This is a genomic window from Mesorhizobium sp. AR10 (assembly GCF_024746795.1).
GTDB lineage: Bacteria > Pseudomonadota > Alphaproteobacteria > Rhizobiales > Rhizobiaceae > Mesorhizobium.
This window is the reverse complement of the sequence record NZ_CP080524.1, coordinates 5,301,441-5,326,400: the sequence shown is the minus strand read 5'-3', so window position 1 is coordinate 5,326,400 and position 24,960 is coordinate 5,301,441. Positions and strand designations below refer to the sequence as shown.

At 63.3% G+C, this 24,960-nt stretch carries 28 protein-coding genes; 15 read left to right on the top strand and 13 right to left on the bottom strand.

Annotated features, from left to right (window positions below; genetic code table 11):
• Nucleotides 1-9 precede the first annotated feature (9 nt).
• Nucleotides 10-999: a LysR substrate-binding domain-containing protein gene (locus tag LHFGNBLO_RS29665; protein WP_258603033.1), complete on the bottom strand. Its 990-nt coding sequence runs from the start codon at nucleotides 997-999 to the stop codon at nucleotides 10-12.
• A 111-nt stretch (nucleotides 1,000-1,110) separates the two neighbouring features.
• Here LHFGNBLO_RS29665 and LHFGNBLO_RS29660 point away from each other — a divergent pair, with 111 nt between their 5' ends.
• Nucleotides 1,111-2,001 carry a fatty acid desaturase family protein gene (locus tag LHFGNBLO_RS29660; RefSeq protein WP_258603032.1) on the top strand — a complete coding sequence of 297 codons (891 nt, stop codon included), beginning with the start codon at nucleotides 1,111-1,113 and terminating at the stop codon, nucleotides 1,999-2,001.
• Nucleotides 2,002-2,010: 9 nt separating this feature from the next.
• Here LHFGNBLO_RS29660 and LHFGNBLO_RS29655 read toward each other — a convergent pair whose 3' ends face one another.
• Nucleotides 2,011-3,186, bottom strand: coding sequence for an amidohydrolase (locus LHFGNBLO_RS29655; protein WP_258603027.1), 1,176 nt, complete (start codon nucleotides 3,184-3,186; stop codon nucleotides 2,011-2,013).
• Between the two features lie 102 nt (nucleotides 3,187-3,288).
• Between LHFGNBLO_RS29655 and LHFGNBLO_RS29650 the strand changes: the two genes are divergently transcribed.
• Nucleotides 3,289-4,125, top strand: coding sequence for an AraC family transcriptional regulator (locus LHFGNBLO_RS29650; RefSeq protein ID WP_258603022.1), 837 nt, complete (start codon nucleotides 3,289-3,291; stop codon nucleotides 4,123-4,125).
• 11 nt (nucleotides 4,126-4,136) lie between these two features.
• Here the strand turns inward: LHFGNBLO_RS29650 and LHFGNBLO_RS29645 are convergent, their stop codons facing one another.
• From LHFGNBLO_RS29645 to LHFGNBLO_RS29635, 3 genes are all read right to left on the bottom strand, one after another.
• On the bottom strand, nucleotides 4,137-6,269 hold the full coding sequence (locus LHFGNBLO_RS29645; protein WP_258603013.1) for a putative bifunctional diguanylate cyclase/phosphodiesterase: 2,133 nt from the start codon (nucleotides 6,267-6,269) through the stop codon (nucleotides 4,137-4,139).
• 64 nt (nucleotides 6,270-6,333) lie between these two features.
• Nucleotides 6,334-6,972 carry an HD family hydrolase gene (locus LHFGNBLO_RS29640; RefSeq protein ID WP_258603011.1) on the bottom strand — a complete coding sequence of 213 codons (639 nt, stop codon included), beginning with the start codon at nucleotides 6,970-6,972 and terminating at the stop codon, nucleotides 6,334-6,336.
• Nucleotides 6,972-7,850, bottom strand: a complete 879-nt coding sequence (locus LHFGNBLO_RS29635; protein WP_258603009.1) for a YgfZ/GcvT domain-containing protein — start codon at nucleotides 7,848-7,850, stop codon at nucleotides 6,972-6,974. Before LHFGNBLO_RS29635 ends, LHFGNBLO_RS29640 begins: the two co-directional genes overlap by 1 nt.
• A gap of 83 nt (nucleotides 7,851-7,933) precedes the next feature.
• On the opposite strand from LHFGNBLO_RS29635, the gene LHFGNBLO_RS29630 reads away from it, so the two are divergent.
• Entirely contained in the window at nucleotides 7,934-9,265 is a 1,332-nt protein-coding gene (locus LHFGNBLO_RS29630) for a dihydroorotase (RefSeq protein WP_258603008.1), read from the top strand.
• A gap of 18 nt (nucleotides 9,266-9,283) precedes the next feature.
• Here the strand turns inward: LHFGNBLO_RS29630 and LHFGNBLO_RS29625 are convergent, their stop codons facing one another.
• The 4 genes from LHFGNBLO_RS29625 to LHFGNBLO_RS29610 form a co-directional block, all read right to left on the bottom strand.
• Nucleotides 9,284-10,075 (bottom strand): alanine and proline-rich secreted protein Apa, encoded by a 792-nt coding sequence (locus LHFGNBLO_RS29625; RefSeq protein WP_258603007.1) that lies wholly within the window; start codon nucleotides 10,073-10,075, stop codon nucleotides 9,284-9,286.
• Nucleotides 10,076-10,184: 109 nt separating this feature from the next.
• The gene (locus tag LHFGNBLO_RS29620) at nucleotides 10,185-10,442 is read right to left on the bottom strand and encodes a hypothetical protein (RefSeq protein WP_258603005.1); all 258 of its coding nucleotides are present in this window, start codon (nucleotides 10,440-10,442) and stop codon (nucleotides 10,185-10,187) included.
• A gap of 451 nt (nucleotides 10,443-10,893) precedes the next feature.
• The gene (locus tag LHFGNBLO_RS29615; RefSeq protein WP_258603003.1) at nucleotides 10,894-11,268 is read right to left on the bottom strand and encodes a TIGR02301 family protein; all 375 of its coding nucleotides are present in this window, start codon (nucleotides 11,266-11,268) and stop codon (nucleotides 10,894-10,896) included.
• A 48-nt stretch (nucleotides 11,269-11,316) separates the two neighbouring features.
• On the bottom strand, nucleotides 11,317-11,736 hold the full coding sequence (locus LHFGNBLO_RS29610) for an NUDIX hydrolase (protein WP_258603002.1): 420 nt from the start codon (nucleotides 11,734-11,736) through the stop codon (nucleotides 11,317-11,319).
• A 126-nt stretch (nucleotides 11,737-11,862) separates the two neighbouring features.
• On the opposite strand from LHFGNBLO_RS29610, the gene LHFGNBLO_RS29605 reads away from it, so the two are divergent.
• Entirely contained in the window at nucleotides 11,863-12,633 is a 771-nt protein-coding gene (locus LHFGNBLO_RS29605) for an SOS response-associated peptidase (protein ID WP_258603000.1), read from the top strand.
• Nucleotides 12,634-12,702: 69 nt separating this feature from the next.
• Here LHFGNBLO_RS29605 and LHFGNBLO_RS29600 read toward each other — a convergent pair whose 3' ends face one another.
• Nucleotides 12,703-12,858: a hypothetical protein gene (locus LHFGNBLO_RS29600; RefSeq protein WP_258602998.1), complete on the bottom strand. Its 156-nt coding sequence runs from the start codon at nucleotides 12,856-12,858 to the stop codon at nucleotides 12,703-12,705.
• A 387-nt stretch (nucleotides 12,859-13,245) separates the two neighbouring features.
• Between LHFGNBLO_RS29600 and cysS the strand changes: the two genes are divergently transcribed.
• From cysS to LHFGNBLO_RS29550, 10 genes are all read left to right on the top strand, one after another.
• A complete protein-coding gene (gene cysS, locus LHFGNBLO_RS29595) occupies nucleotides 13,246-14,682 on the top strand; it encodes a cysteine--tRNA ligase (protein ID WP_258602996.1) in 1,437 nt (478 codons plus the stop codon).
• Nucleotides 14,683-14,950: 268 nt separating this feature from the next.
• Nucleotides 14,951-15,358, top strand: coding sequence for an endonuclease domain-containing protein (locus LHFGNBLO_RS29590; protein ID WP_258609956.1), 408 nt, complete (start codon nucleotides 14,951-14,953; stop codon nucleotides 15,356-15,358).
• On the top strand, nucleotides 15,355-15,741 hold the full coding sequence (locus LHFGNBLO_RS29585; RefSeq protein WP_258602993.1) for a VOC family protein: 387 nt from the start codon (nucleotides 15,355-15,357) through the stop codon (nucleotides 15,739-15,741). Before LHFGNBLO_RS29590 ends, LHFGNBLO_RS29585 begins: the two co-directional genes overlap by 4 nt.
• 6 nt (nucleotides 15,742-15,747) lie before the next feature.
• A complete protein-coding gene (locus tag LHFGNBLO_RS29580; RefSeq protein WP_258602991.1) occupies nucleotides 15,748-16,239 on the top strand; it encodes a GFA family protein in 492 nt (163 codons plus the stop codon).
• The gene (locus tag LHFGNBLO_RS29575) at nucleotides 16,236-16,712 is read left to right on the top strand and encodes a GFA family protein (RefSeq protein WP_258609954.1); all 477 of its coding nucleotides are present in this window, start codon (nucleotides 16,236-16,238) and stop codon (nucleotides 16,710-16,712) included. The genes LHFGNBLO_RS29580 and LHFGNBLO_RS29575 overlap by 4 nt, the downstream gene beginning before the upstream one ends.
• Nucleotides 16,709-17,665: a prolyl aminopeptidase gene (pip, locus tag LHFGNBLO_RS29570; protein WP_258602989.1), complete on the top strand. Its 957-nt coding sequence runs from the start codon at nucleotides 16,709-16,711 to the stop codon at nucleotides 17,663-17,665. Before LHFGNBLO_RS29575 ends, pip begins: the two co-directional genes overlap by 4 nt.
• A 190-nt stretch (nucleotides 17,666-17,855) precedes the next feature.
• Nucleotides 17,856-19,472, top strand: a complete 1,617-nt coding sequence (cimA, locus tag LHFGNBLO_RS29565) for a citramalate synthase (RefSeq protein WP_258602987.1) — start codon at nucleotides 17,856-17,858, stop codon at nucleotides 19,470-19,472.
• A gap of 4 nt (nucleotides 19,473-19,476) precedes the next feature.
• Nucleotides 19,477-20,016 carry a hypothetical protein gene (locus tag LHFGNBLO_RS29560; protein WP_258602985.1) on the top strand — a complete coding sequence of 180 codons (540 nt, stop codon included), beginning with the start codon at nucleotides 19,477-19,479 and terminating at the stop codon, nucleotides 20,014-20,016.
• 94 nt (nucleotides 20,017-20,110) lie between these two features.
• Nucleotides 20,111-21,040, top strand: coding sequence for an EamA family transporter RarD (gene rarD, locus LHFGNBLO_RS29555; RefSeq protein ID WP_258602983.1), 930 nt, complete (start codon nucleotides 20,111-20,113; stop codon nucleotides 21,038-21,040).
• A gap of 10 nt (nucleotides 21,041-21,050) precedes the next feature.
• Nucleotides 21,051-21,737 (top strand): glutathione S-transferase family protein, encoded by a 687-nt coding sequence (locus tag LHFGNBLO_RS29550; protein WP_258602981.1) that lies wholly within the window; start codon nucleotides 21,051-21,053, stop codon nucleotides 21,735-21,737.
• An 11-nt stretch (nucleotides 21,738-21,748) separates the two neighbouring features.
• Here LHFGNBLO_RS29550 and LHFGNBLO_RS29545 read toward each other — a convergent pair whose 3' ends face one another.
• Together LHFGNBLO_RS29545 and LHFGNBLO_RS29540 are read right to left on the bottom strand one after the other, a co-directional pair.
• Entirely contained in the window at nucleotides 21,749-22,750 is a 1,002-nt protein-coding gene (locus LHFGNBLO_RS29545) for a transporter (protein ID WP_258602979.1), read from the bottom strand.
• 173 nt (nucleotides 22,751-22,923) lie between these two features.
• Entirely contained in the window at nucleotides 22,924-23,214 is a 291-nt protein-coding gene (locus tag LHFGNBLO_RS29540) for a muconolactone Delta-isomerase family protein (protein WP_258602977.1), read from the bottom strand.
• Between the two features lie 110 nt (nucleotides 23,215-23,324).
• Here LHFGNBLO_RS29540 and LHFGNBLO_RS29535 point away from each other — a divergent pair, with 110 nt between their 5' ends.
• Nucleotides 23,325-24,209 carry a LysR family transcriptional regulator gene (locus LHFGNBLO_RS29535; protein WP_258602976.1) on the top strand — a complete coding sequence of 295 codons (885 nt, stop codon included), beginning with the start codon at nucleotides 23,325-23,327 and terminating at the stop codon, nucleotides 24,207-24,209.
• A gap of 88 nt (nucleotides 24,210-24,297) precedes the next feature.
• On the opposite strand, the gene LHFGNBLO_RS29530 is transcribed toward LHFGNBLO_RS29535, so the two are convergent.
• On the bottom strand, nucleotides 24,298-24,909 hold the full coding sequence (locus LHFGNBLO_RS29530; RefSeq protein ID WP_258602972.1) for a TIGR00730 family Rossman fold protein: 612 nt from the start codon (nucleotides 24,907-24,909) through the stop codon (nucleotides 24,298-24,300).
• Between the last annotated feature and the right edge of the window lie 51 nt (nucleotides 24,910-24,960).

The following is a 24,960-nucleotide window of genomic DNA, read 5'->3' as shown; positions in this document are numbered from 1 at the left end:
TGCGGCAGGTCATCGCTGTCGGCCAGTGGGGATTGCCCCAGTGCCTGGGCTAAGGCGGTGATCAGGGGTGCTGCGCTGGAGGGAAGGCGAACCCACCGACCGCAGGCACTCCTCAGTCAGCCATGTCTTGAACGCCGTCACCACCTCGCGCCGGGTGCTTCGCTGCGGGATCGTCAGGCAATAGGGCTGGCTGAGCTCCAGCGCCCGCCCGACGGGCCTGACCAGCCTGCCGTCCTCCACCGCCTCGGCACAGAAGACGCCTTGCGCGAGTGCTACGCCGAGGCCGGAAATGGCGAGGTCGAGGGCTGCCCGCGACGAATTTGCCGACAGGCCGCGCTGCCCGCCCCGGCCGGGGACAATGCCCGCGGCCTCGAACCAGCTTCGCCAGGACGGAAAAGAGGCGCCGGTCGGGCCCCAATCCGTGTGGATCAGCGGCAGGCCGGCGAGGGTGCCCGCGCTTTCCAAGCCGCCGATCGCGTGCGCGATGCCCGGTGCGCAGACGGGATAGACGGCATCCCTGAGGATTTCCTCGGTGACCTCGTCGCGATAGTGGGAGCGCCCATAGGACAGCCGGATGTCGATCAGGTCGTGGTCGAACGACACCGGATCGTCCTCGCCCCTGAGCGCGATGTCGACCGCGCCATGGCTGGCGACAAACCTGGCCAGTCGCGTCGAGAGCCAGCCCATAGCCATCGAAGGCGGCACCGAGACGACCAGCCGCGGGCGCAGCGCATCACCGCCCAGCTCGCGCGACACGCTGCCGATCTCCTCGAAGGCCGTCGTCAGCCTCGGCAGCATCTCGCGCCCCGCATCGGTCAGCACGGCGCGGCGGTTCACCCTGAGAAACAGCTTGCGGCCCATCTGCTCCTCGACGGTGCGGATCAGCTGGCTGACCGCCGCCGCGGAAATCGAGAGCTCCTCGGCCGCCGCGGCAAAGCTGCCGCAGCGCGCCGCTGCCTCGAAAGCCTGTAATCCGCGCAAGGATGGAAGTGCAGTCATGTCCATCAATAGGTAAGTTCGGCTTATCTATCTGGCAGGAATCCTCGTTTTGCGAAAGCTATTTTGTCGATTAGATTCTGCTTGGTAGGCAAGCTCAGGAACGAAACATCAATGGATCATCGCGACGTCATCGCATCGCTGACGCAGCAGCAGCGCGACCGGCTGACCGCCAAGTCGGATCGCCTTGGATTGGTTCAGCTCGGTGCGCATTGGGGCGCGATCATCGTCCTCGGCGGGCTGATTGCCGCGAGAGTGCCGTTCTGGTCGCTGCTGATGCTGCCGCAAGGCATACTGATCGTGTTCCTGTTCACGCTGCTGCACGAGACGATCCATCGCACCGCCTTCGAGACACAGCGGCTGAACGATCTGGTGGCGCGAGTCTCCAGCCTGGCGATCGCGCTGCCGGCGGACTGGTTCCGCTATTTCCACTTCGCCCATCATCGTTTCACCCAGGATCCGGAGAACGACCCGGAACTGGCCTTTCCAAAGCCGGAAACCTGGCGACAGTATCTGGTCCATGTCTCCGGCCTTCCGTTGTGGTGGGGGCATATCAAGACGCTCTACGTCAACGCCACCGGCCAATGCAGCGGCAACTACGTGCCGCCAAAGGGGCACCCCAAGGTGCGCGCCGAGGCCCGCGGCATGATCGCCTTCTATGCTGTCGTGCTCGTGCTGGCGCTATGGTTCAAGTCAACGGTGTTGCTCTACGTCTGGATCCTGCCGGCGCTGCTCGGACAGCCGTTCCTGCGCCTCTATCTCTTGGCCGAACATGGCCGCTGCCCGCTGGTCGCCAACATGCTTGAGAACACCCGGACGACGCTGACCAACTGGTTCGTCCGCAAGCTGGCGTGGAACATGCCCTTTCACGCCGAGCACCATGCCTATCCCGGTGTGCCTTTCCACCAACTGCCGGAGTTTCACGCCCTGATAGAGCGCCATCTCAAGGAGGTTGAAGCCGGATATGTGCGCTTCCACGGCAGATATATCGAGACCCTGCGCTGACGGCGGCGCTCAGACCGTCCTCGGCAGCGTTTGCTCGACGAGAGTGACGTAGTAGCGCAGCACAATGGGAACGATGGCGTCGTTGAAAACGTATCGATCGCCATGCAGCCCTTCGCCGGGTCCGACGTCGCCGGCCCCGATCCACGCATAGCAGCCGCCAGCTTCCCGAACCATATAGGCGAAATCCTCGCAGCCCAGGCTTGGATTGAATTCGGTCTCGAGCTGCTCGCGGCCGACGACGGAGGCAGCGGCCTCGACGGCCCGGGCTGTCGCCTCAGACGTGTTGATCACCGGCGGATAGCCTTTCTTGTAGGTCAGCTTGCTGGCGAGGGCATGTGCCGAGGCGATCCCCTGCGCGATGTCGCCAATGAGCTTTTCGCAATGGTGCGACAGCGCGGGTTCGAAGAAGCGGCAGGTTCCTTGCAGCCAGACCGTGCCCGGCACGATGTTGCCGACATTGCCGCCATGTATCTGCGTGATGCTGACGACGAGCGCCGTCTGCGGATCGACGGAGCGGCTGACGATGCGCTGGGCAGCCTGAATGAAGGCGCCAGCTGCAAGAATGGGGTCATCTCCGAGCTGCGGCATGGCGGCATGCGCGCCCGTGCCCTCAAAGGTCAGTTCGAAATTGTCGACGGCCGCCATCATCGGACCGACGCGGGTCGCAATTGTCCCCAGCGGTACCCCTGGCCAGTTGTGGACGGCGTAGACGCCTTCCACCGGGAAGCGTTCGAAAACCCCGTCCTCGATCATCCGCATGCTGCCGCCTTCGTTCTCCTCTGCCGGCTGGAAGATGAAATAGACGGTTCCGTCAAAGGCACGGGTGTCGCTCAGCAGTTTTGCGGCGCCGAGCAACATCGACGTGTGACCGTCATGGCCACAGGCATGCATCACGCCGGGCTTTTCCGAAGCATATGGCAGTCCAGTCCTCTCCATGACAGGCAAGGCATCCAATTCGGCCCTGAGCCCGATCGCACGCGAGCCTGATCCGCTCCTGAGAACGCCGACCACGCCGGTGCCGCCGACCCCTTCGTGGATTTCATCGAGCCCGAAGGCGCGTAGCCTGTCGGCAACGAAGCGGGCAGTCTCATGTTCGTCGAAGCCGAGTTCGGGATTGGCGTGGATATGATGCCGCCAGGCGATCACGTCCGGTGCGAGGGCAGCGACGGGGTCATTGTGCAGCATTGCGCTCTCCTTGCCTGTCGACGTAAATTCGACCGGGTTTGGGTCGATGATGTCGCCGGGAAATAGAACGTTGGATCGGCAGCGTCTTGAACAGGATTGACCGTGTCGAGAGTTCAGGACCGCAAGGCAGAAGAGACGACGCAGTTTTGGCGCCACCCCTGCTTTCGCGATCTTGGCATGCTCAAAGCGCGCTTCACGCGGCATCGCTACGACCTGCATACGCACCCGACCTACGTGATTGCCCTGATCACGGACGGATGCGAGCGCGTCCGCATCGGACACCAGACTGTGGTCGCGCCGTCCGGCACGGTTCTCATCGTCGATCCCGAAGTGTGGCATGACGGCGAGGCGGGTGCCGACGAAGGCTGGGCCTACCGGACCTTTTATCCTTCAGTCCCGCTTATGAGCAGGATCGCCGCAGAACTGGGGCAGGATCGTCCGCCGTTGTTTTCGCAAGCGATCATAGGTGACAGCGACCTCGTCCAGGCGCTTGCCCTGGCGCACCGGGACTCGACATCCGGTGACGCGACGAGTGGCGAGACATCCATGCTCGTGGCCTTGCGCAAACTCATTCTCCGGTACGGCGATTGGGGCGGCCGACCCGAAATGGTCGAGGGCTTGGGGTCGCGGAGCAGGCTCTCGATCTATGAGCAGGTCATCGAGGACAGCCTCACCGCCGAACTCGACCTGCAGCGGCTCGCTCGAGCCGCGGGAGTGACACGGTTTCAGGTCATCCGGGATTTCAAGAAGGTGGTGGGACTGACCCCGGCGGCATTCATCCGTGACCGGAAATTGCGCCGCGCCAATCTGCTGATACAGCAAGGCTCAAGTCTCGCCGATGCAGCCTCTGCGGCCGGCTTCTCGGACCAGAGCCATCTCTCACGCATTTTCCGTGCGGCGCATGGCATGACGCCGGGGATGTTCAGACGGGCTGGCTGACATAGCTGTGCTCAACCGGATTGGCTGAGCACCGCGCTGGTCTTCAGCAGACGGCTGATGTCCGCCGCCTTCGACGGCACGCCGATGAGGTAGCCCTGCGCCTCGACGCAGCCATATCTGCGCAGCCTATCAAGCTGGGCATCGGTCTCGACGCCTTCGGCGGTAACGGTGATGCCAAGCTCCTGGCCAAGCCCGATGATGGTGCGCACGATCGCCGCCGTGTCACGGTTGTCGATGTCGCGGATGAACGAGCGGTCGATCTTGATCTTGTCGACAGGAAAGCGCCGGAGATAACCGAGTGACGAATAGCCGGTACCGAAATCGTCCAGCGCAATGCGGATGCCGAGATCGCGCAACTGCCTGAGCGTCTTCAGCACCGTATCGCTTTCGTCCATCAGCACCGTCTCGGTGATTTCCAGTTCGAGCCGGTTGGCCTGCACGCCGGAAAATGCCAACGCCGAGATGACGCTGCGGGCAAAGCTGCTGCTTTTGATCTGCACGGCCGAGACATTGACCGCGATGCGCAATCCATTCGGCCAGCCCGCCGCCACTGTGCAGGCTTTTCTCAGCGCCCATTCTCCAAGCGGCACGATCAGCCCGGTTTCTTCGGCGATCGCGATGAAACCATCGGGCGCTACCAGGCCGCGAGACGGCGAATGCCACCGCATCAAGGCCTCCGTGCCGACGATATCGCCGGAGGCGATGTTCATGATCGGCTGGAAATCCAGCGCGAATTCCCGGCGCGGCAGTGCAGCCTCGAGGTCGGTCTCCAGCGCCCGGCGCTCCCGCACCATCGCATCCATGCCCGGCTCGAAGAAGCGGTAGACGTTGCGGCCTTCGCTCTTGCCCCGGTAGAGGGCCATGTCGGCGTTCTTCAGCAGCGTGTCGGCATCCTTGCCGTCATCGGGGTAGAGCGCGATGCCGAGGCTGATGCCGACGTGCATGTCGCGGCTTTTGTCGCGGAACGGCTTGGCGATGATGTCGATGATGCGCTTTGCCAGTTTTTCCGCGTCGCCCGCACCTTTGGGGTTGAACTGGATGATGGCGAACTCGTCGCCGCCGAACCGGGCGACCACATCGGTCTCGTTGCGCAGGCAACGCTGCAGCCGTTCAGCCACGCATTTCAGTAGCCAGTCGCCGGCCGGGTGGCCCCAGGTGTCGTTGACGGCCTTGAATCGATCGAGGTCGAGCGAGAATATCGCCAACGGTGTGCCCTTGGCCTCGCTCAAGGTCTGGTCGAGCCGTTCGCGGAACATCGAGCGGTTGGGCAGGTTGGTCAGCGTGTCGTGATGGGCAAGATGGGTCATGCGCTCTTCGACGCGCCGGCGCTCGGAGACATCTTCGAAGGTTGCGACCCAGCCGCCGCCGCTCATTGGCCGGCGCGCGATCAGCAGCGTTCTGCCATCGGCAAGATGGCGGTGAGTTGAGCGCGTCTCTCCGGCCTGCAGGCAGGCCTCGGTCTTCGAGACTTCGCTGTCGACATCGATCCCTGTATAGATGCCCAACTCTACCATTCGCTCGAGCAGGTCACGGTGGCCCATGCCGAGCGGGAAGTCGGCCCGGCTGACTCCATAAAGGTCGAGAAAACGTTCGTTGCGCACGATCAGCTTGCCGTCGGCGCCGTACATCAGGAGGCCTTGCGACATGTTGGCCAGTGCCGCGTCGAAGCGGCGGTGCTGTTCCTTCAGCTCCTGCTCGGCCCGCCTTTGCTCGGTGATGTCCTCGTAGATCGACACCCAGCCGCCCGGCGCCAGCGGCCGGTGCGAGATGTTGACGATGCGCCCGTCCGACAGCGTTTCCTCGTAGATCGAGGGTCTCGCCTGGTCGATATAGGGTTTGCGAATGGCGTAGAGGTCCTCGGCGCTGTGCAAGGCGACGCCGATGTCGACGCTGTGCTGGAGGATGTCGAAGAACTTTATGCCGGGCTGTACGACATCGGCATCGAGGCAGAAGATGCGGAGATAGTTGCCGTTGCAAATGATCATCCGCTCGTCGGCATCGAACATGCACAGGCCATGCGACATGTTTTCGACTGCTGCCGAAAAGCGTTCGTTGCGGTCGCGCAGTTCGTGCTCGATCCGCCTCACACCTTCGGCGCCCCGTCGGCTGACGGGCGAACCAGCCTTGATACGAGCGACGGGCATGAGGCGAACCTGCAGACCGATTGAACACGGTACTGTGGCCACCGCCGGTTAATTTACCGTTTTTTCAGGGAAGCGGATGCACCGAAACGGATGTCCGGCGCTTGGTCTCGATCGCCGCAAACCGCTTGAGGAAGGCATTCTGTGCCCAGGTCACCGAGCGCGGCGTGAAATCGAAACGGTCGGCGTTGAAGCCGCGCGGCCGGCCGAAGAACTCGGTCGCCTCTGCAGTCGAAAAGCCGGCAAGCAGCGTCGCCTCGAAATAGGCGGCGATCTGGTCGGCGCGCTTGATCTCCTTGCGCAGCACCGCAGCCAGTTCGGGCGGCAGCGAAAAGCGCAGATGGATGGCGCGCTGCAGTCTCAGCTCGCAATCCTTGTAGCTGCCGCCCATCACCGACTTGAACGGCGAGATCATGTCGCCGATGACATATTCCGGCGCGTCATGCAGCAGCGCCGCCAGCCGCGCATCAGCCGTGGCGTCGGGCACCAATTCCCCGAACAGCGCCTCGACCAGCAGCGAATGCTGGGCGACCGACAAGGCGTGGTCACCGCGGGTCTGGCCGTTCCAGCGGGCGACGCGGGCGAGCCCGTGGGCGATGTCGGAGATCTCGATGTCGAGCGGCGAGGGGTCGAGCAGATCGAGCCGCCGGCCGGACAGCATGCGCTGCCAGGCGCGCGGCGGCGCCCCGGCACGATCGGCCGCCATCAGGCCTCCTCCGCGCCGACGGCTTCCTGCGGACCAACGGTTTCCAGCGGAAAGGTGAACTTCGCCCAGGCCGGAATGGCAAGCGAGACGGTGACGTCACCCGCCATGACAGGCTGGCCGGCGTCGAGCGCCGCCTTGACCCGGTCGATGCGGGCGATGGCGAGGCCTGTCGTGCCGGCGGTCGAACCAAGCGTGCCGACCGGCCGCCCGGCGACCGTCAGTTCCGTGCCCGGCGCGGGCAGGGGGCTTTCACTCCGCGCGATCAGCACGCGCCGTCTGGCGGTGCCGCGATGCTGCATGCGCGAGACCACCTCCTGGCCGACATAGCAACCTTTTTTGAAACCGACGCCACCGGTTTCATCGAGCAGCACATCATGCGGAAAGGCATCGGCGAGCTGGTAATCGCTGCCACTTTCGGCAATGCCATTGGCGATGCGCAAGGCTTGCCATGCGGCGGTGTCGCCACCCTCGGCGGTGCCGCCGTAGGAGCGCGTGACCGCCGCGTCGAGGAAGCGCGTATCGGTAACATCAGTTGAATCAGATTGTGAGGCAGGTGAATCATCTCCCCAGGCGACGGTGACAAGTGCCTGATCGGCCTTGGCAATCTCGACCTTGGCGCGCATTTTATAGAGCATCAGCCGTCGCACGAAATCGTCGGCGGTTTCAGCGCGGCATTCGAGATGGAAGGCATTGTCGCCGGCGCGCGAGACAAGGAAGTCGAACAGGATCTTGCCTTGAGGCGAAAGCAGCGCGCCGGGCTTTGCCTCACCGGCAGCCAGCACGTCGAGGTCGGTGGTCAGGATGTTCTGCAAAAAATGCTCGGCATCCGGGCCTGAGACGGAAACGAGGGCGCGGTCTTTCAACTGGGCAAAGGGCATGGGCGGAAAAGCAGCCTGATCTTGCAAAACGGTTGGCCTTTACGTAAGCCGCTGACACTCCCCCCGCAAGAGACCGGACCCACATGGCCACCACCTACGACCTCATCCTGACAGGCGGCACGGTCGTCAACCATGACGGCGAGGGTTTTCGCGACATCGGCGTGAAGGGCGGACGCATCGCTGCCATCGGCGATCTCGGCCAGGCCTCGGCCGGCGAGACGATCGACTGTCGCGGCCTGCACATCCTTCCCGGTGTCGTCGACAGCCAGGTGCATTTCCGCGAGCCGGGGCTGGAGCACAAGGAAGATCTGGAGACGGGCTCACGGGCAGCGGTGCTGGGCGGCGTCACCGCCGTGTTCGAAATGCCAAACACCAACCCGCTGACCACCAGCGAGGCAGCCCTTGCCGACAAGGTGCGGCGCGCAACCGAGCGCATGCATTGCGACTTTGCCTTCTGGGTAGGCGGCACGCGCGAGAACGCAAAAGACGTCGGCGAGCTCGAACGGCTGCCCGCTGCTGCCGGCATAAAAGTGTTCATGGGCTCGTCCACCGGCGACCTTCTGGTCGAGGACGACGACGGCGTCGCAGCGATCCTGAGCAACACGCGCCGCCGCGCCGCCTTTCATTCCGAGGACGAATTCCGGCTGCGCGAGCGGCTTGGCGAACGCGTCGAGGGCGACCCGTCATCGCACCCGGTGTGGCGCGACGAGATCGCAGCACTCCGCTGCACGGAGCGCCTGGTGCGCATCGCGCGAAACGTTCGCGCCCGCATCCATGTGCTGCACATCTCGACCGCGCAGGAGATCTTGTTCCTCGAACAGCACAAGGATGTCGCGACCTGCGAGGCGACGCCGCATCACCTGACGCTTAGTGCTGATGATTATGCGCGGCTGGGCACGCTGATCCAGATGAACCCGCCGGTGCGCTCGGCCCGCCACCGCGATGGCATCTGGCAGGGCATTGGGCAAGGCATCGTCGATGTTCTGGGTTCCGACCACGCCCCGCACACATTGGCCGAAAAGGCAAAGCCCTATCCGGCCTCGCCGTCAGGCATGACCGGCGTGCAGACGCTGGTGCCGATCATGCTCGATCATGTGAATGCCGGCCGGCTGACGCTGCAGCGCTTCGTCGACCTCTCCAGCCATGGCCCGCAACGCATCTTCGGCATGGCCAGGAAGGGCCGCATCGCCGCCGGCTACGACGCCGATTTCACCATTGTCGACCTGAAGCGCCGCCAGACCATCAGCAACGCCCAGGCCGGCTCGAAAGCCGGCTGGACGCCCTATGACGGCAAAGAGGTGACCGGCTGGCCGGTCGGCACAATCGTGCGCGGCCGGCGCGTGATGTGGGACGGCGAGATCGTCACCCCGGGACAGGGCAGGGCGGTAGAGTTTTCCGAGGCGCTGGCGGTTTAGGCTCGGGAGGCGACCGGCTCAATCCCCGGCGACGAAGAACGTCCATTGTCCGGCGGGCGTGATGCCGACGCGGTAGAAGATGTAGGCGCCGAACTGCTTCATGTCGTTGTAGTCGCTGGCGGTGACGATCTTGAACAACTCGACCCGCTGTTTCGCATCGAGCTTGTCGAGCGGCAGCGCGAAGAAATACGGCCAGACATACAACTCCTGCGGCGTGCCGGCGTCGACATGGACATAGCCGGCATTGAGCACCTCTTCCATGATGGCGAGGATTTCCTGGCCTTCCGTGTCGCCCGAAAGGCCTTTGAGGAAAGCGATCGGGTCGCCGTCGATGTCGCCCAATGACAATTGGGTCATCGAGTCGCCCGTGCCGATCAGGGGCCTCAGCTTCTCGATGTCGCCGCTCTTGCAGGCCTCGACGATCAGGTCGTGCATGCGCCTGACCGGTTCCGGCAATTTGGTGAGGTCGTAGACGACTTCGGGCAAGGGCGCATCCGGATCGACACTCGGATTGGTCACGCCGCCATCGTTCGCAGGCCCTTCCGGCTCGCTCTGTTCGGGCTCGTCGGATGGCGCCGGCTGGCTGGCCGCGGGCGGCGTCGTGCCGAGCGGATCGGGCATCGGCACGGCACTTCCGGGCGGCGACATGTCGTCGGCGGCAGCCGGGGGAAGCTCCTCGCGCTTGATCTCGCTCAGCGCATGAGCCGGGTTGGTGGTGAGGCAGAGCGCCAGCGGCAATGCGGCGCAGCAAACGGCAAGCCAGATGCTGAGGATCAAGCCACGTGGCTTGCCTGACATCGAAAAATTCACCGTCTGCTTCTCCATGGTTCTCGGGCCCTTACGGGTGCCCAGGATCGTCCAGGTGCCTCGGGCCCTTGCCGGATGCCCAAACGGCGCGCCGCCGTCAAAAGAACCTGGCTCAGTGTTGCAGCCGTCCTGGTTCGAAGGCGCCAGCAATGACCTTTTCACGCATGCGGTCGAGCAGGGCAAGTGCCGAGGTTTCGCCATTGGCGCGCAGCATCTCGCCGAATGCGGTTTCGAGGGCCGCCTCGGCGATGATTTCCGGCTCGATTCCAGCCGATAATCCTTCCGCCCAGGCCTCGCTGTGGCTTTCTACGGCGGTCAGGCGCTTTTCTTCCCTGACCAACGCGTCGATGTCGCTGACGCCATGTTCCATTGCGATGTCCACCCTTTTCAAGCGGTGATCCGAAAGATGCGGATCAGGCTTGGGCTGTCCCTTTTGTACGCAGGTTCAAGTAAGTATTTGTAAATACGACATTTTTTAGGTCGTTTCCTAAAAAGTCCATCGTCTTCAGCAAACCTGCGTTCGATCCGATTCAAACTTAGCCGATTAGGCCGGCCTACGGGGTGAAAACCTTCAGTTTGAGTTAATTCCACATCCACGCGGCAAGGTTTCGTTAATACCGTTGCAGAAGTGCAACACAAGGATTGCACCAAGACGACATCGGACACAAGGTGGGGGAGCCTCAAAGCCTGTTGGTGGTGAACGGTGCCGAGGCGTTGAGCGGCCGGAAAATCGGAATCGATTTGTGCTTCGCTGCCCACGATTCGGAAAGCATGATGTGTAGATTCAACGTGTTAGAGGACGCGATCGCTCTGATCGCCTGTCAGTTGCCGTAGCGCGAGGCGATGTCGCGCGACAGCGTTTCGCCTTCCTTCATGTAGCGGCTGATGGCTTCCGTCGCTGACGCAGTGCAGTGCGTGTAGGTGCCGAAGGACCGGTAGCCGCGGTTGAAGCTGGCGATGAAACGGGCACGCCGCTCGGGGTCGGGGTTTTCCGATTCGATCAGCTTTTCCACCTCGGCGCGCCACTGGTCGCCCTTCTCGCCGCACAGATTGCGCAGGAAATGCAGCGAGCCAAGCACCTCCGCCAACCGCATCAGTCCGGGTTCGAACGGCGCCTCTGCGCTAAGCGCCGGCCGTGCCCCGAGGGCCGTGCTGGCGGCGAGACAAGCAGCGAGGAACAGCGAGGCGCGGGTCATAAGTCTATGTGGCCAAACAATTTGTCGCCTGCAAGGCGATTCTCGGGGTCATGCCCCGGCATTGCTCAGCAATTCTTCGGCCACCGCAAACACCGAATCAGCGAGTGGCAGCGCCGCCATTTCGCTGAGCGTGTAGAAGGCAGCGGTCTCGGCGTCATCGCTGGCCACCGCCTCGCCACCGGCATAGGTGGCGCCGAATACCGTCAGGAGATAGTCGACCGGGTGGTCATCGCCGCTGCCGTCGATGTGAATTTCGCGAAGCGGCCGGTAAGCGGTTGCCCGCAACCCGGTTTCCTCCAGCAATTCGCGCTGTGCCGCCTGTTCCAGCGTCTCGCCTGCCTCGACCTTACCGCCCGGAAAAGCATAAAACCCTTGCGAGGGCTGCCGCGCCCGCTTGACCAGCAGCACCGTGTCGCCGCGGACGATGGCGACCGAGACCGCCGGCAGTTTCTTTCGCATCTCGTCCATGGATTCCGATCGTTCGCCTGCAACCGTTGTGGACCGGCTGGCTTCAGACAGCTTTAGCGGTTGCGCAACGCCGGTTCCATCGCCACTTTTGCACCGGAGCAGTTCAAACGGCAGGACCAATCGATCATGTGCGGACGCTTTGCCTTGACCGCCACGCCGGACCAGACCGCCGCCTTTCTCGGTTTGGCGGAGCTGGAGGATTTTCCGGCCCGCTACAACATCGCGCCGACGCAGCCGGTGCTGATGGCGCTCGCCGGCGCCCCGCGGGTACCGGGCTCGAACCTGCCCGACCGGCAGCCGATGCTGGTGCGCTGGGGGCTGATACCCGCCTGGGTCAAGGACACCAGGGAGTTTCCACTGCTGTTCAATGCGCGCTCGGAAGGGGCAGCGGAAAAGGCTTCATTCAAAGCCGCCATGCGTCATCGACGCGCTCTGGTGCCGGCATCCGGCTTCTATGAGTGGCGGCAAGCCAAGGAGTCGGGCGGCAAGAAGGGGCAGCCGTTCTGGATACGCCCGAAGCATGGCGGGCTTGTCGCCTTCGCCGCGCTGATCGAGACCTATGCGGAACCGGGCGGCTCGGAAATGGACACCGGCGCCATCCTGACCGTCAATGCCAATGCCGACATCGCCCATATCCACGACCGCATGCCGGTGGTGATCCATTCCGGGGATTTCGCCCGCTGGCTGGATTGCCGTACGCTCGAGCCACGCGACGTGGCCGATCTGCTGAGGCCGGCACAGCCTGATTTCTTCGAGGCGATTCCGGTTTCCGACCTCGTCAACAAGGTCGCCAACACCGGACCGGAGATTCAGGAGAGGGGCGTCGTCGGGCCGGAGCCCGAGAAGGTCAGGCGCCAGAAGCCCGGCGCGGACGACAGTCAGATGACCTTGTTCTAGCAGAGGCTGCTATCGCCGGGCGCATATTGGCGCCCGCATTTACCGGCCACCGGCCGGCTGCACACCAATTCAGGCAGCGCGCGGCGATACGATCTTCTGTGCCGGCTTTTTCTTCTTCGCGGTGTGGAGAAGGGCGGCGACGATCGCGGCCGGGCCGATCGCTCGGTACTGATTGGCAAGCGCCGGTTGCTGGGCGCGGTTGGATTCCTGCTTGGTTCGGAGCATGTCTTTCTTCCCTGGTAACATTTTCGTGTCTGCGTTTGCGGGCCGAATCCGACCGAATCGTGGCGTCTGGTGAACTAGCCGGCGAATGTTTCATGACTGTGCCGACATGTTTAATAAAATGTTTCAGCGCGCGATTACCTGTGATGCACCGACTCTTTTGCCGGAAGTTGCGACTTGACGGCAACACTGGGCAAGGCGATAAAGCCGCCCATGAAAACGTTTTCCGCCATTTGTGGCATTTGCATTATTGGCTAGCTTCGCGCTGGTCCGGACGTTTTCGCCTCATCTTCCTTCTAGAGTGGACAAACGCCCCGGCCAGCAGGCTGGAGTCCGATTTGCGCCTTGGTGCAAGGGGGACTCCCTGATCAACGGACCGGGAAGGCACGAATGTCTGACGCATCGAAGGGCCTGCAACTCTACAACACGCTGACGCGGAGCAAGGAGGGTTTCTTCCCGATCGATCCGCGCAATGTGCGCATGTATGTCTGCGGTCCAACGGTCTACGACTTTGCCCATATCGGCAATGCGCGACCGGTGATCGTCTTTGACGTGCTGTTCCGTTTGTTGCGCCAAGTCTACGGCGAAAAGCACGTCACGTATGTGCGCAACATCACGGATGTCGACGACAAGATAAACGCCCGCGCGCTACGCGATTTCGGCGACGAGATCGCGTCGGGAAAACTGTCGCTGAACGAGGCGATCCGGCGGGTCACCGAAAAGACCGCCGACCAGTTCCATAGGGATGTGGCGACGCTGGGGTGCCTGGAGCCGACGGTCGAGCCGCGCGCCACCGAGTTCGTCGAGCCGCGTGCCGATGGCAAGGCCGATATGATCACCTTGATTCAGCGCCTGATCGAACGCGGCCATGCCTATGTCGCTGCCGGTGAAGTGCTGTTCGACACCGTCTCGATGCCGGACTACGGCCAGTTGTCGAAGCGCAATCTCGATGAGCAGCAGGCAGGCGCCCGCGTCGCCGTCGACGCGCACAAGAAGAGCCCCGGCGATTTCGTGCTGTGGAAGCTGTCTTCGCCGGAAGAGCCGGGCTGGGACAGCCCATGGGGCAGGGGCCGGCCGGGCTGGCACATCGAGTGCTCGGCAATGTCGGCCGCCTATCTTGGCGAGGTCTTCGACATCCATGGCGGCGGCCTCGACCTGATCTTCCCGCACCACGAGAATGAGATCGCCCAGTCGCGTTGCGCCCACGGCACCGACGTGATGGCCAAGGTGTGGATGCACAACGGCTTCCTGCAGGTCGAAGGACAGAAAATGTCCAAGAGCCTGGGCAATTTCTATTCGATCAACGAGTTGCTGGAGACGGAGACTTTTGGCGGCCGCAAATGGCCGGGCGAGGTGCTGCGGCTGGCGATGCTGATGACGCATTATCGCGAGCCGATCGATTTTTCCGTGCGCAAGCTGGAAGAGGCGCAAAACACGCTGCGCAAATGGAAGCGGGCAGCCGATCTGGCACCGGCGGCGGCACAGCCTCTGCCGGCGGGAGTCGTCGAAGCCCTGTCGGACGATCTCGCCACCTATGCCGCCTTCCAACTGCTGACTCAGTTGGCCGGCGAGGCTGCCGACGGCAACGCCGCCGCCGCATCTCTGAAGGCAGCGCTTCTGTTTCTCGGCTTCGATGTTGCATCGGCCGATGTCGATGAGGGCGGTGTCGCCAAGGCGATCGCCAATCGCCTTGCCCTGATCGCCGCCAAGAACTGGGCCGAAGCCGACCGCATTCGCGACGAGCTTCTGGCGCAAGGCGTGCAGTTGAAGGACGGCAAGGATCCTGTCACCGGCGAGCGCGTGACGACGTGGGAGGTGAAGCGGTGAGGGTGGGGCTGGAAGTCAGGTTGGCGAAAGCGCTGATGACAGCCAATCTCCCCCCTTGCGGGGGAGATGTCCGGCAGGACAGAGGGGGGTGGGAAGGATCGCTAACCTCCCGCTTAATCCAACCGAAAACCAACCGAGGGACGTGGCTGCAATTGGTTGACAGGCCGGAGGGACAGCACCCCCCTCTGTCCTGCCGGACATCTCCCCCGCAAGGGGGGAGATCGGCCGTCATCCCTGACTTCGCCAATCACGAAGGCAGGGGTGCATGATGGGTCACGACCTCGTTCCGCTGCGCCAGCGCAAGAATGCAAAATCCATGCGTCGCGTCATGACCGATGCCGAGCTGAAGCTTTGGAACGAATTGCGCGCTCATCGGCTGATGGGGATGAGCTTTCGCCGGCAGGTACCGATCGGACCTTATATTATCGACTTCGCCTGTTCTGCCCATCGCCTCATCGTCGAGGTGGACGGCAGCCAGCATGCAGATGCCGAGCATTTGCGTCATGACGAGGCACGAAGCGCCTACTTGAAAGCGAATGGCTGGACCATCCTGCGCTTCTGGAACGACGACGTCATCCGCGATATCGACAATGTCTGCCAGCATATCGTGATTGTGGCCGGTCTGGCCGGCGCCGATATGCCGGCAAGCGAACCAGCAAGGGAGGCAGTTTCATGATCGACCATCTCGGCATCACCGTTTCCGATTTCGACGCCTCGAAGGCCTTTTACGACAAGGCGATGGCGCCGCTTGGCGCGTCGCTGCTCTACATGGTGCCGCAGGAATACACCGGCGGCGACAAGGTCGGCGGCTATGGCCGCGACCGGCCGGTGTTCTGGCTGCATGCCGGCAAGGACAAGCCGAAGGACCATCAGCACGTCGCCTTCACGGCGCGCAGCCGCGCCGAGGTTGATGCCTTCCATGCCGCGGCCCTCGCTGCCGGCGGCAGGGACAATGGCGGGCCGGGCCTGCGCCCGCACTATCACCCAGACTATTATGGCGCCTACGTCTTCGATCCCGACGGCAACAATGTCGAAGCCGTCTGCCATGCTCCGGAGTGACGCGCGATGAGCCTCGACAACCGGCCGGTCTATACAGGCGGCTGCCAGTGCGGCGCGGTGCGCTTCCGCGTCGAGGGCGCGCTGGGCGATGCCTCCATCTGCCATTGCCGCATGTGCCAGAAGGCGTTCGGCGCCTTCTATGCGCCGCTGGTCTCGGTGCGCGGCGCAAAACTCGACTGGACGCGCGGCCAGCCGAAATATTTCCGCTCGTCCAACCATGTCAAACGCGGCTTTTGCGCCGATTGCGGCACGCCGCTGACCTTCACCGCGCCGGACGGCGTCGGCCTCGCGATCGGCGCTTTCGATGAGCCGCAGGAGATCGCCCCGCTGATCCAGTGGGGCACCGAGGCAAAGCTGCCCTATGTCGACACCATCCCGCAATTGCCCAGCGAGGACACCTCGGCCGACCTGTCGTCGGCGCCCTATCTTGCCGACCTCGTCTCCTATCAGCACCCCGACCACGACACCGAACAATGGCCGCCGGAGGAAAAATCATGACCGAAACTGTTCGAACCGGCGGCTGCCAATGCGGCGCCGTGCGCTTCCGCATTCGCGGGGCGCTCGGCCGCCCCTCCATCTGCCATTGCCGCATGTGCCAGAAACAGTTCGGCTCGTTCTTCGGCGCATTGGTGACGGTGCCGAAGGACGGCGTTGAATGGGTGCGAGAGGAGCCGAGCTATTTCCAGTCGTCGGTCAACATCGATCGCGGATTCTGCGCCCGCTGCGGCACGCCGATGACCTACCGCCAGCCCGGCGGGCTCGAGATCGCCATCGGCGCCTTCGACGATCGCTCGGATCTCGCGCCACAGATCCAGGTCAACTACGCCGCGCGGCTGCCCTGGGTGGAGACGATCTTCGATAAGCCCGTTCATCAGGACCCCGATTACTACGCCCGGCAGGAATCGATCATCTCCTTCCAGCATCCCGACCACGAAACCTCAGACTGGCCAGCACACGGTTTGCAATTATGAGCAGTGAACTGCGCACGCTTTATCCCGAGATCGAGGCGTTCGAGTCCGGCATGATCGATGTCGGCGACGGACACCAGGTCTACTGGGAGCGCTCCGGTACCAGGGGCGCCAAGCCGGCGGTGTTCCTGCATGGAGGGCCGGGTGGCACCATCTCGCCAAAGCATCGGCGGCTGTTCGATCCGAAGCTCTACGATCTCGTCCTTTTCGACCAGCGCGGCTGCGGAAAATCAACGCCCAATGCTTCGCTCGACGCCAACACCACCTGGCACCTTGTCGCCGACATCGAGCGCCTGCGCGAAATGTGCGGCTTCGACAAATGGCTGGTGTTCGGCGGCTCCTGGGGTTCGACGCTGGCGCTCGCCTATGCCGAAACACACCCTGACCGCGTCAGCGAACTGGTGGTGCGCGGCATCTACACGCTGACCCGGGCAGAACTCGAATGGTATTACCAGTTCGGCGTGTCCGAAATGTTCCCCGACAAATGGGAGCGCTTCCTGGCGCCGATCCCGGAAACCGAGCGCGGCGACATGATGGCCGCCTACCGCAAGCGGCTGGTCGGCAGCGACCGCAAGGCGCAGATCGAGGCCGCCCGCGCCTGGAGCCTGTGGGAAGGCGAGACGATCACGCTGCTGCCCGATCCGGAAACCAGCACCCCGTTTGGAGAAGACGACTACGCCATCGCCTTTGCGCGCATCGAGAACCATTATTTCGTCCATGCCGGCTGGCTGGAGGAGGGGCAACTCTTGCGCGATGCGTACAAGCTGAGCGACATCCCCGGCACCATCGTCCATGGCCGCTACGACATGCCGTGCCCGGCGCGCTACGCCTGGGCGCTGCACAAGGCGTGGCCGAAGGCGGATTTCCATCTGGTCGAAGGCGCCGGCCACGCCTATTCGCAGCCGGGCATCCTCGATCGGCTGATCCGGGCGACGGACCGGTTTGCGGGGAAATGACGATGCCAAGCCCCACCCCCCTCTGTCCTGCCGGACATCTCCCCCTCAGGGGGGGAGATTGGCTTTCATGTCAGCTTTCGCAAATTTTCCACGCCGCAGAAGAGGGCAGGACATACCAACTGCCGATCTCCCCCCTTGAGGGAGGGATCCGCAGTTGGCCAGAGGGGGGTGTTCAAGCGCCCACGGGACAATGAAAAAACAACGCCTCTATCTCTTCGACACCACACTGCGCGATGGCCAGCAGACGCCGGGCATCGACTTTTCCGTCGAGGACAAGATCGCCATCGCCAAGCTGCTCGACGAGTTCGGCATCGACTATGTCGAAGGCGGCTATCCCGGCGCCAACCCGACCGACACCGCCTTCTTTGCCGAGCACCGGACAGCCAGCGCCAAATTCGTCGCCTTCGGCATGACCAAGCGGGCAGGGGTGTCGGCCTCCAACGATCCCGGTCTTGCAGCACTCGTCCAGTCGAAGTCGGACGCCATCTGCTTTGTCGCCAAGAGCTGGGACTATCACGTGCGCGTCGCGCTCGGCTGCACCAACGAGGAAAACCTCGAGGCGATCAAGGCCTCGGTCGAGGCGGCGATTGCGGCGGGCAAAGAGGCGCTGGTCGACTGCGAGCACTTCTTCGACGGCTTCAAAGCCAATCCCGACTATGCGCTGGCTTGTGCGAAAACAGCCTACGACGCCGGCGCGCGCTGGGTGGTGCTGTGCGACACCAATGGCGGAACGCAGCCGTCGGAGGTGCGCGCCGTCGTCGGCAAGGTTCTTTCGTCCGGCATCCCCGGTGACCATCTCGGCATCCATGCCCATGACGACACCGGCCAGGCGGTGGCGAATTCGCTGGCCGCGGTCGAGGCTGGCGTGCGCCAGGTCCAGGGCACGCTGAACGGCATTGGCGAGCGCTGCGGCAATGCCAATCTGATCTCGATCGTGCCGACGCTGGCACTGAAGCCGGCCTTTGCCGACCGTTTCGAAACCGGCATTTCGGCGGAGGCGCTGACCGGCATATCGAGGCTGTCGCGCGCCTTCGACGAATTGCTGAACCGCGCCCCGGAAGCGCAAGCGCCCTATGTTGGCGCGTCCGCCTTCGCTACCAAGGCCGGCATCCACGCCTCTGCTCTGGCCAAGGAGCCGGCAACCTATGAGCATGTCGAGCCGCATGCCGTCGGCAACCGTCGCCGCGTCATGGTCTCGGACCAGGGTGGCAAGGCCAATTTCCTCGCCGAGTTGAAGCGGCGCGGCATCGACATGCCCAAGGACGACCACCGGCTCGACGCGCTGATATCAGTGGTCAAGGAACGCGAGGCCGAGGGCTATGCCTATGAAGGCGCCGACGCCAGCTTCGAGCTGCTGGCGCGCAGGATGCTGCACGGCGTGCCGGAATTCTTCAACGTCACCTCCTTCCGCTGCATGGTCGAGCGCCGCTTCGACGCCAACGGCCAGCTGAAGACGGTCTCCGAGGCGATCGTCAAGGTGGTGGTCGACGGCGAGGAGAAGATGTCGGTGGCCGAGGGGCACGGCCCGGTCAATGCGCTCGACATCGCGCTGCGCAAGGATCTCGGCAAATTCCAGAGCGAGATCGCCGACCTCGAACTCGCCGACTTCAAGGTGCGTATCCTCAATGGCGGCACCGAGGCGATCACCCGCGTGCTGATCGAATCGCATGACGCGACCGGCGCCCGCTGGTGGACGGTCGGCGTCTCCGAAAACATCATCGACGCCTCGTTCCAGGCGCTGATGGATTCGATCGTCTACAAGCTGATGAAGAACCGCGACATGGCCGGATTGGTCGCGGCGGAGTGAGGCAATGGGCTTCTCGCTCAGTTGGATGGGCTTTCGCGACTACAGCATAAAGGAAGCTGCGGCCTTGTTCGGGCGCGAGATCGGTAATTCATCCGAAGGTTTCGACGGGCCGATAAACGCCTATGCCAGCGAAAAGAACTGGGCGATCGTCATTCTCCAGCCCTGCAGCTTTCCGAACCCACCTTACCAATATCTGGCGGCGATTTCCGAAGGGCGGGAAGTCACTATCGCGCACATAGAAGAGCATCTGATGTTTGCGCGCGCAGAACTATGGCGGGACGGAAAAAATATCTGGAAAGTCTGGCACAGCGGCGACAAGGACATCAGGGATCTGCATGCCCTGGGCGATCTTCCCGCGTCTTTCGAAGCGCTGAAGCAGCAGTGTTTTTCAAAACAGGATGGAGAAGATTCCAAACCTGCCGCGTTCGATTTTGTTTTTGACATTCCTGTCGATCTTGCGGTGGAACTGACGGGCTTCAGGCACGATCAAGGTGCACCGGACAGGGTGTTTTTCAAACTCAAGGAGAAGCCCGCTCAACGCTAAAATTGGGCGGCACTTGAACCATCACCAAAAGTCCATTGATCCATCAGAAATTTGCGATGGTCTTGGGCTGGCTGCTGGCGCATAGCGTTGGGCCATGGCCACACAAGCAATTCAGATCGAAGCAGACGCCAAGGCCCGTCGCGGCTTCCTGCTGGCGCTTGGCGCCTATCTCTTGTGGGGGATGCTGCCGTTCTACATGAAGGCGGTCGCGCATCTGCCGCTGGCCGAGGTCATCGCCCACCGCATCGTCTGGTCGGTGCCGATCGCCGCTGCCGTTCTGATCTGGGCCGGACGCACCGCCGATTTCAAGGCCGCAATTCGCTCGCCCCGCACGATTGCAATGGCGGCGCTGACGGCGGCGCTGATCTCGGTCAACTGGGGCATCTATGTCTGGGCGATCGCCGTTGACCGCACCGTCGAAACCGCGCTCGGCTACTACATCAACCCGCTGGTCAATGTCGTCGTCGGCGCGCTGTTGCTTGGCGAAAGGCTCGACAGGCTGCAGATCGCAGCGGTGGTGCTGGCGGCTGTTGCGGTCATGGTGCTGACCATCGAGGGCGGCAAACTGCCCTGGGTGTCGCTGGCGCTGGCGTTTTCCTTTGCGGCCTATGGCTTCTTCCGCAAGACGCTGCCGATCGGCCCGAGCCAGGGCTTCCTGCTCGAAGTGCTGCTGCTTTCCGTGCCGGCGCTCGGCTACATCATTTTCCTGATCGCCGACGGACAGGACCATTTTGTCTCCAGCAATGCTACCGACACCGCGCTGCTCATCGGTTGCGGCCCGGTCACCTCGGTGCCGCTGTTGCTGTTTGCGTTCGGCGCGAGGCTCTTGCGCCTCTCCACCATCGGCATCATGCAATATATCGCGCCGACCATCGTGTTCCTGATCGCCGTGCTGATTTTCAATGAGCCTTTCGGCACCACCCAGGCCATCGCCTTCGGTCTGATCTGGGCAGCCCTGGCGATGTATTCGTGGTCGATGTTCCGCGGCCGCGAAATCCGGCCGGCGGCGCCGGCTGCAAGGTAAGGGATTCCCGATGTACGTGCTGCATATCGCCAACAAGAACTATTCCTCATGGTCGCTGCGACCGTGGGTGCTGATGCGCACGCTGGACATCCCGTTCGAGGAGCAGCTGACGCCGTTCCCGACCGGATCGAGTTGGAGCCTCTACCGGCCGTTCTCGCCCAGCGGCCGGGTGCCGTGCCTGACCGAAGATGGCTGGGCGGTGTGGGATTCGCTTGCAATCACCGAATATCTCGCCGAGCGCCACCACGGTGTGTGGCCCGTCGAAGCCAGAGCGCGGGCCTGGGCGCGCTCGGCCGCCGCCGAAATGCATTCGAGCTTCACCGCCTTGCGCAATGCATGCCCGATGAATTGCGGCCTGCGCGTCGAGCCGTTTGCGATGTCGGAGGCGCTGAAGCACGACCTCTTCCGCCTCGGCGACTTGTGGAATGACGGCCTTGCCCGGTTTGGTGGGCCGTTCCTGGCCGGCGATCATTTCACCGCTGTCGACGCCTTCTTCGCCCCGGTGGCGTTTCGGGCGCAGTCCTACGGGTTGTCCTTCGACGGCGCGGCCGCCGCCTATCCGGCGCGCTTGCTCGATCTGCCGGCGATGCGCGAATGGTATGACGCAGGCCTTGCCGAGACATGGCGCGAACCCGACCACGAGGCGGAAGTCACCGCCGCCGGTACCATAGTTGAGGATCTTCGCGCGACAGCGTGAAAGGCAGCGCCTTACATCCCCCGGCCGAGCCGCCTGACAAACAGAAAGACGATCCCCGCGACAACCAGTGATATCAGCGATACCACCCAAAAACCCATCGGCGTGTCGACCAGCGGCAGGCCGCCGACATTCATGCCGAACAGGCCTGATATGATTGTCATAGGCAACAGCACCGCCGTCATCACCGACAGCATGTAGAGCAACTGGTTCGACTGCGTCGTCAGCTTGGCCATCAACTCGTCCTGCAACAGCCGGGCGCGCGCCTGCAATTGCTCGCCGTCATGATGCAGCGTGTGCGCGCGGTGCGAAAGCCGTGCCGCCATGTCGTTGATTGTGTCCGGCAGGTCGTTGCGGTGCGAATGGTCGAGATGGCGGAACAGGCTGGTCAGCGTCGCCATCTGCCGATGGATGACCACCAGATGCCGGCGCGCATCGACCAGCGCCTGCCGCTCATTGTGCCATGCGTCGCAGACGATGCGATCCTCGATGCCGTCGAGCGTGTCGCCGAGGCCGCCGAGCTCCGCCGCCATGCCGTCGAGCGACTGGCCCATGACCGCTTCGATCAATTCGGCCGGCGAGCGGAACTTGCGCGCCCCGTTCTCGATCGCCTTGCGGATATTGTCGACCGATTGCAGCGGCTGCTTGCGGGCGCCGATCAGCATCGTATCGTTGAGGGCGAACCGGAAATGGCCGAGCCCGCGCGCTTCCGCAGAATAGTCGTGGCGCAGGTCCGGCAGGTCGCCATAGAGCCAGTCATCCTCGAGGTCGATGTGGCAGCCATGGCCGGCGGACAGGAAGGCTTCGCGCACCGGCTGCGGCAGCGTCGGCTCGGTGGCGATCTCGTGGCGGGCCCGCATGTCGGAAAGCTGGTAGCTGCGCCATGTCCACTGCGCTTGCGCCGCATCTTTCGTCCGCGCGCCGTCGGCGGTGAAATGATAGATGAAGAACAGCCCGTGCTCGTCGGGCAGGTAAGGCGACAGGTCGGTGCCTTCCGGGTTGAGAGCGATGTTCATGGTCGCTTTTGCCAGGTTCTCGAATATGGCGGCGCGCGGCCGATTGCGAATTCCCTAGCACGGGCGAACCCGGTTTCGTGTGACGGTTTCTTGACAGCCGATCACAGTCTGTCGATCACCGGCAGACGGCCGGCGGCGCCATTCGCCGCCAGGCCAAGCGCCGAAACGTTGGTTCAGCGCTTCGGTCCGAAGCCGGGATAGGGGGCGAGCGGCACCACGGCGGCGATGTCCATCATGCCGGCCTTGACCAGCGGCAAGGTGCCGAGATGCTGGCGCACGTCCGCGTCGCTGCCGGCCTCGAACATCATGCCGCTGCCTGGAATGTCGCCGCGGTTCCAGACCTGGCGCACCGCGCCCTCGGCATAGAGCGTGCGGCGCTGCTCGGCCTCGCCGGGCAGCAGCGGCGCGAAATCGGCATCGGTGAACTTTTCGGTGTTGCGGGTGAGAAGGGCAAAGAACTGCATGGCGGTCTCCTGTGGTTGGAATGGCGAAACTATCGCTTCGACTGGCCAGACTGTCTAAGACTGACTAGGCTAAAGTTGAGACCTTGTGGGACTTAGTGCATGGAGGAAACATGCTCGACCTGCGCCAGATCCGCTATTTCGTCGCCGTCGCCGAAGCCGGCAATGTCGGCCGTGCCGCCGAAGCGCTGCACATCTCGCAGTCGCCGCTCAGCCGCCAGATCATGCAGCTAGAGGAGCAACTCGGCGTCACCCTGTTCGAAAGAGCCAAGCAGCGGGTTCACCTTAATGCCGAAGGCCGCGCCTTCCTGGTCGAGGCGCGCGCGCTGCTGGTCAATGCACGGCAGCTGGAGGAACTCGGCCGCAACCTTGCGAGCGGCGCCGTCGGCCGGCTTGCCATCGGCTATGTCGAGGGCGCGGTCCATGCCGGACTTGTCAGCCGGATGCTGCGGCAGTTCCGCCGCGACCGGCCGGATTTTCATCTGCAGTTGAGAAGCCAGCGTTCGGCAGCGCAAGTTGAGGGGCTACGCCAGCGCGTGCTTGATCTGGGATTCCTATATGGACCGCCCGCTGCCGACGACCCTGACATCGCCGGCATGCTCGTCAGGCGCGAGCCGCTGGTGCTGGCGATGCCGGAAGGCGATCCGCTTGCTGATATCGCCGACATCCAGCCGCACCATCTCGATGGCCGCATCTGGATCACCGTGGTGCGCCAGCCCGACGACACCAACCGCGGCCAGTTCCTGGCCGCTTGCGCCAAGGCCGGCTTCCTGCCCGACATTGCCTATGAAACGGCCGATCCGTTGACCTCGCTTGGTCTGGTCGGCGCCGGGCTCGGCCTGGCGACGGTGCAGGCCAGCTTACGCAGTGCCGCACCGCCTCAGATCGTGTTTCGCGAATTGCCGTGGCTCGAACGTACCGTCTCGATCCATCTCGCCTGGCGGCGCAACGACCGGCGTGCGGTGATCGCTGATCTGCGTAGGGCAGTAGGGCAGTAGGGCAGTAGGGCAGTAGGGCAGTAGGGCAGTAGGGGAAGCTCTCCAGCCAATTCACATACTGCCTTACTGCCCTATTCCCGTACTCCCCTTACATCTTGTCGATCACCGACTGTACGCCCTCGGTCGGCGCATCGACCGACGACCCTGCAACCATGATGGCGGCGACGATCGCTTCGGGGTCCTCGACCACCAGCGGCTTGACCCGCTGCGCGGTGTGGATGAAGCCCTCGCTCGACATATGGTCGAGCAGCGCCAGCATCGGATCCCAGAATCCCTTGATGTTGGCGAACACGATCGGCTTGCGGTGATGGCCGAGCTGGCCCCAGGTCATGATCTCGACGATCTCCTCGACCGTGCCGATGCCGCCCGGCAGCGCCACAAAGGCGTCGGATTTCTCGAACATCTTGTGTTTGCGCTCGTGCATGTTGTCGGTGATCACGAGCTCGTCGAGCCGGTCAAGCGCGGTTTCGGTTGCTTCCCTGTTGATGAGGAAGCGCGGAATGATGCCCGTTACTTTGCCGCCGGCCCGCAATGCGCCTTCAGCGACGGCCCCCATAATACCTTTGGTGCCGCCGCCATAGATCAGCCGCAGGCCGGACCTGGCAAGCGAACGGCCAAGCAGGTGTCCGGCCTTGGCATAGGTTTCATCGCGGCCTGGAGACGAGCCGCAATAGACGCAGACGGATCGAATCGTGTTCATACGATGATTGGTGATTGGGTCTGAAAGCGTGGTCAAGCCCCAGAGGGTAAC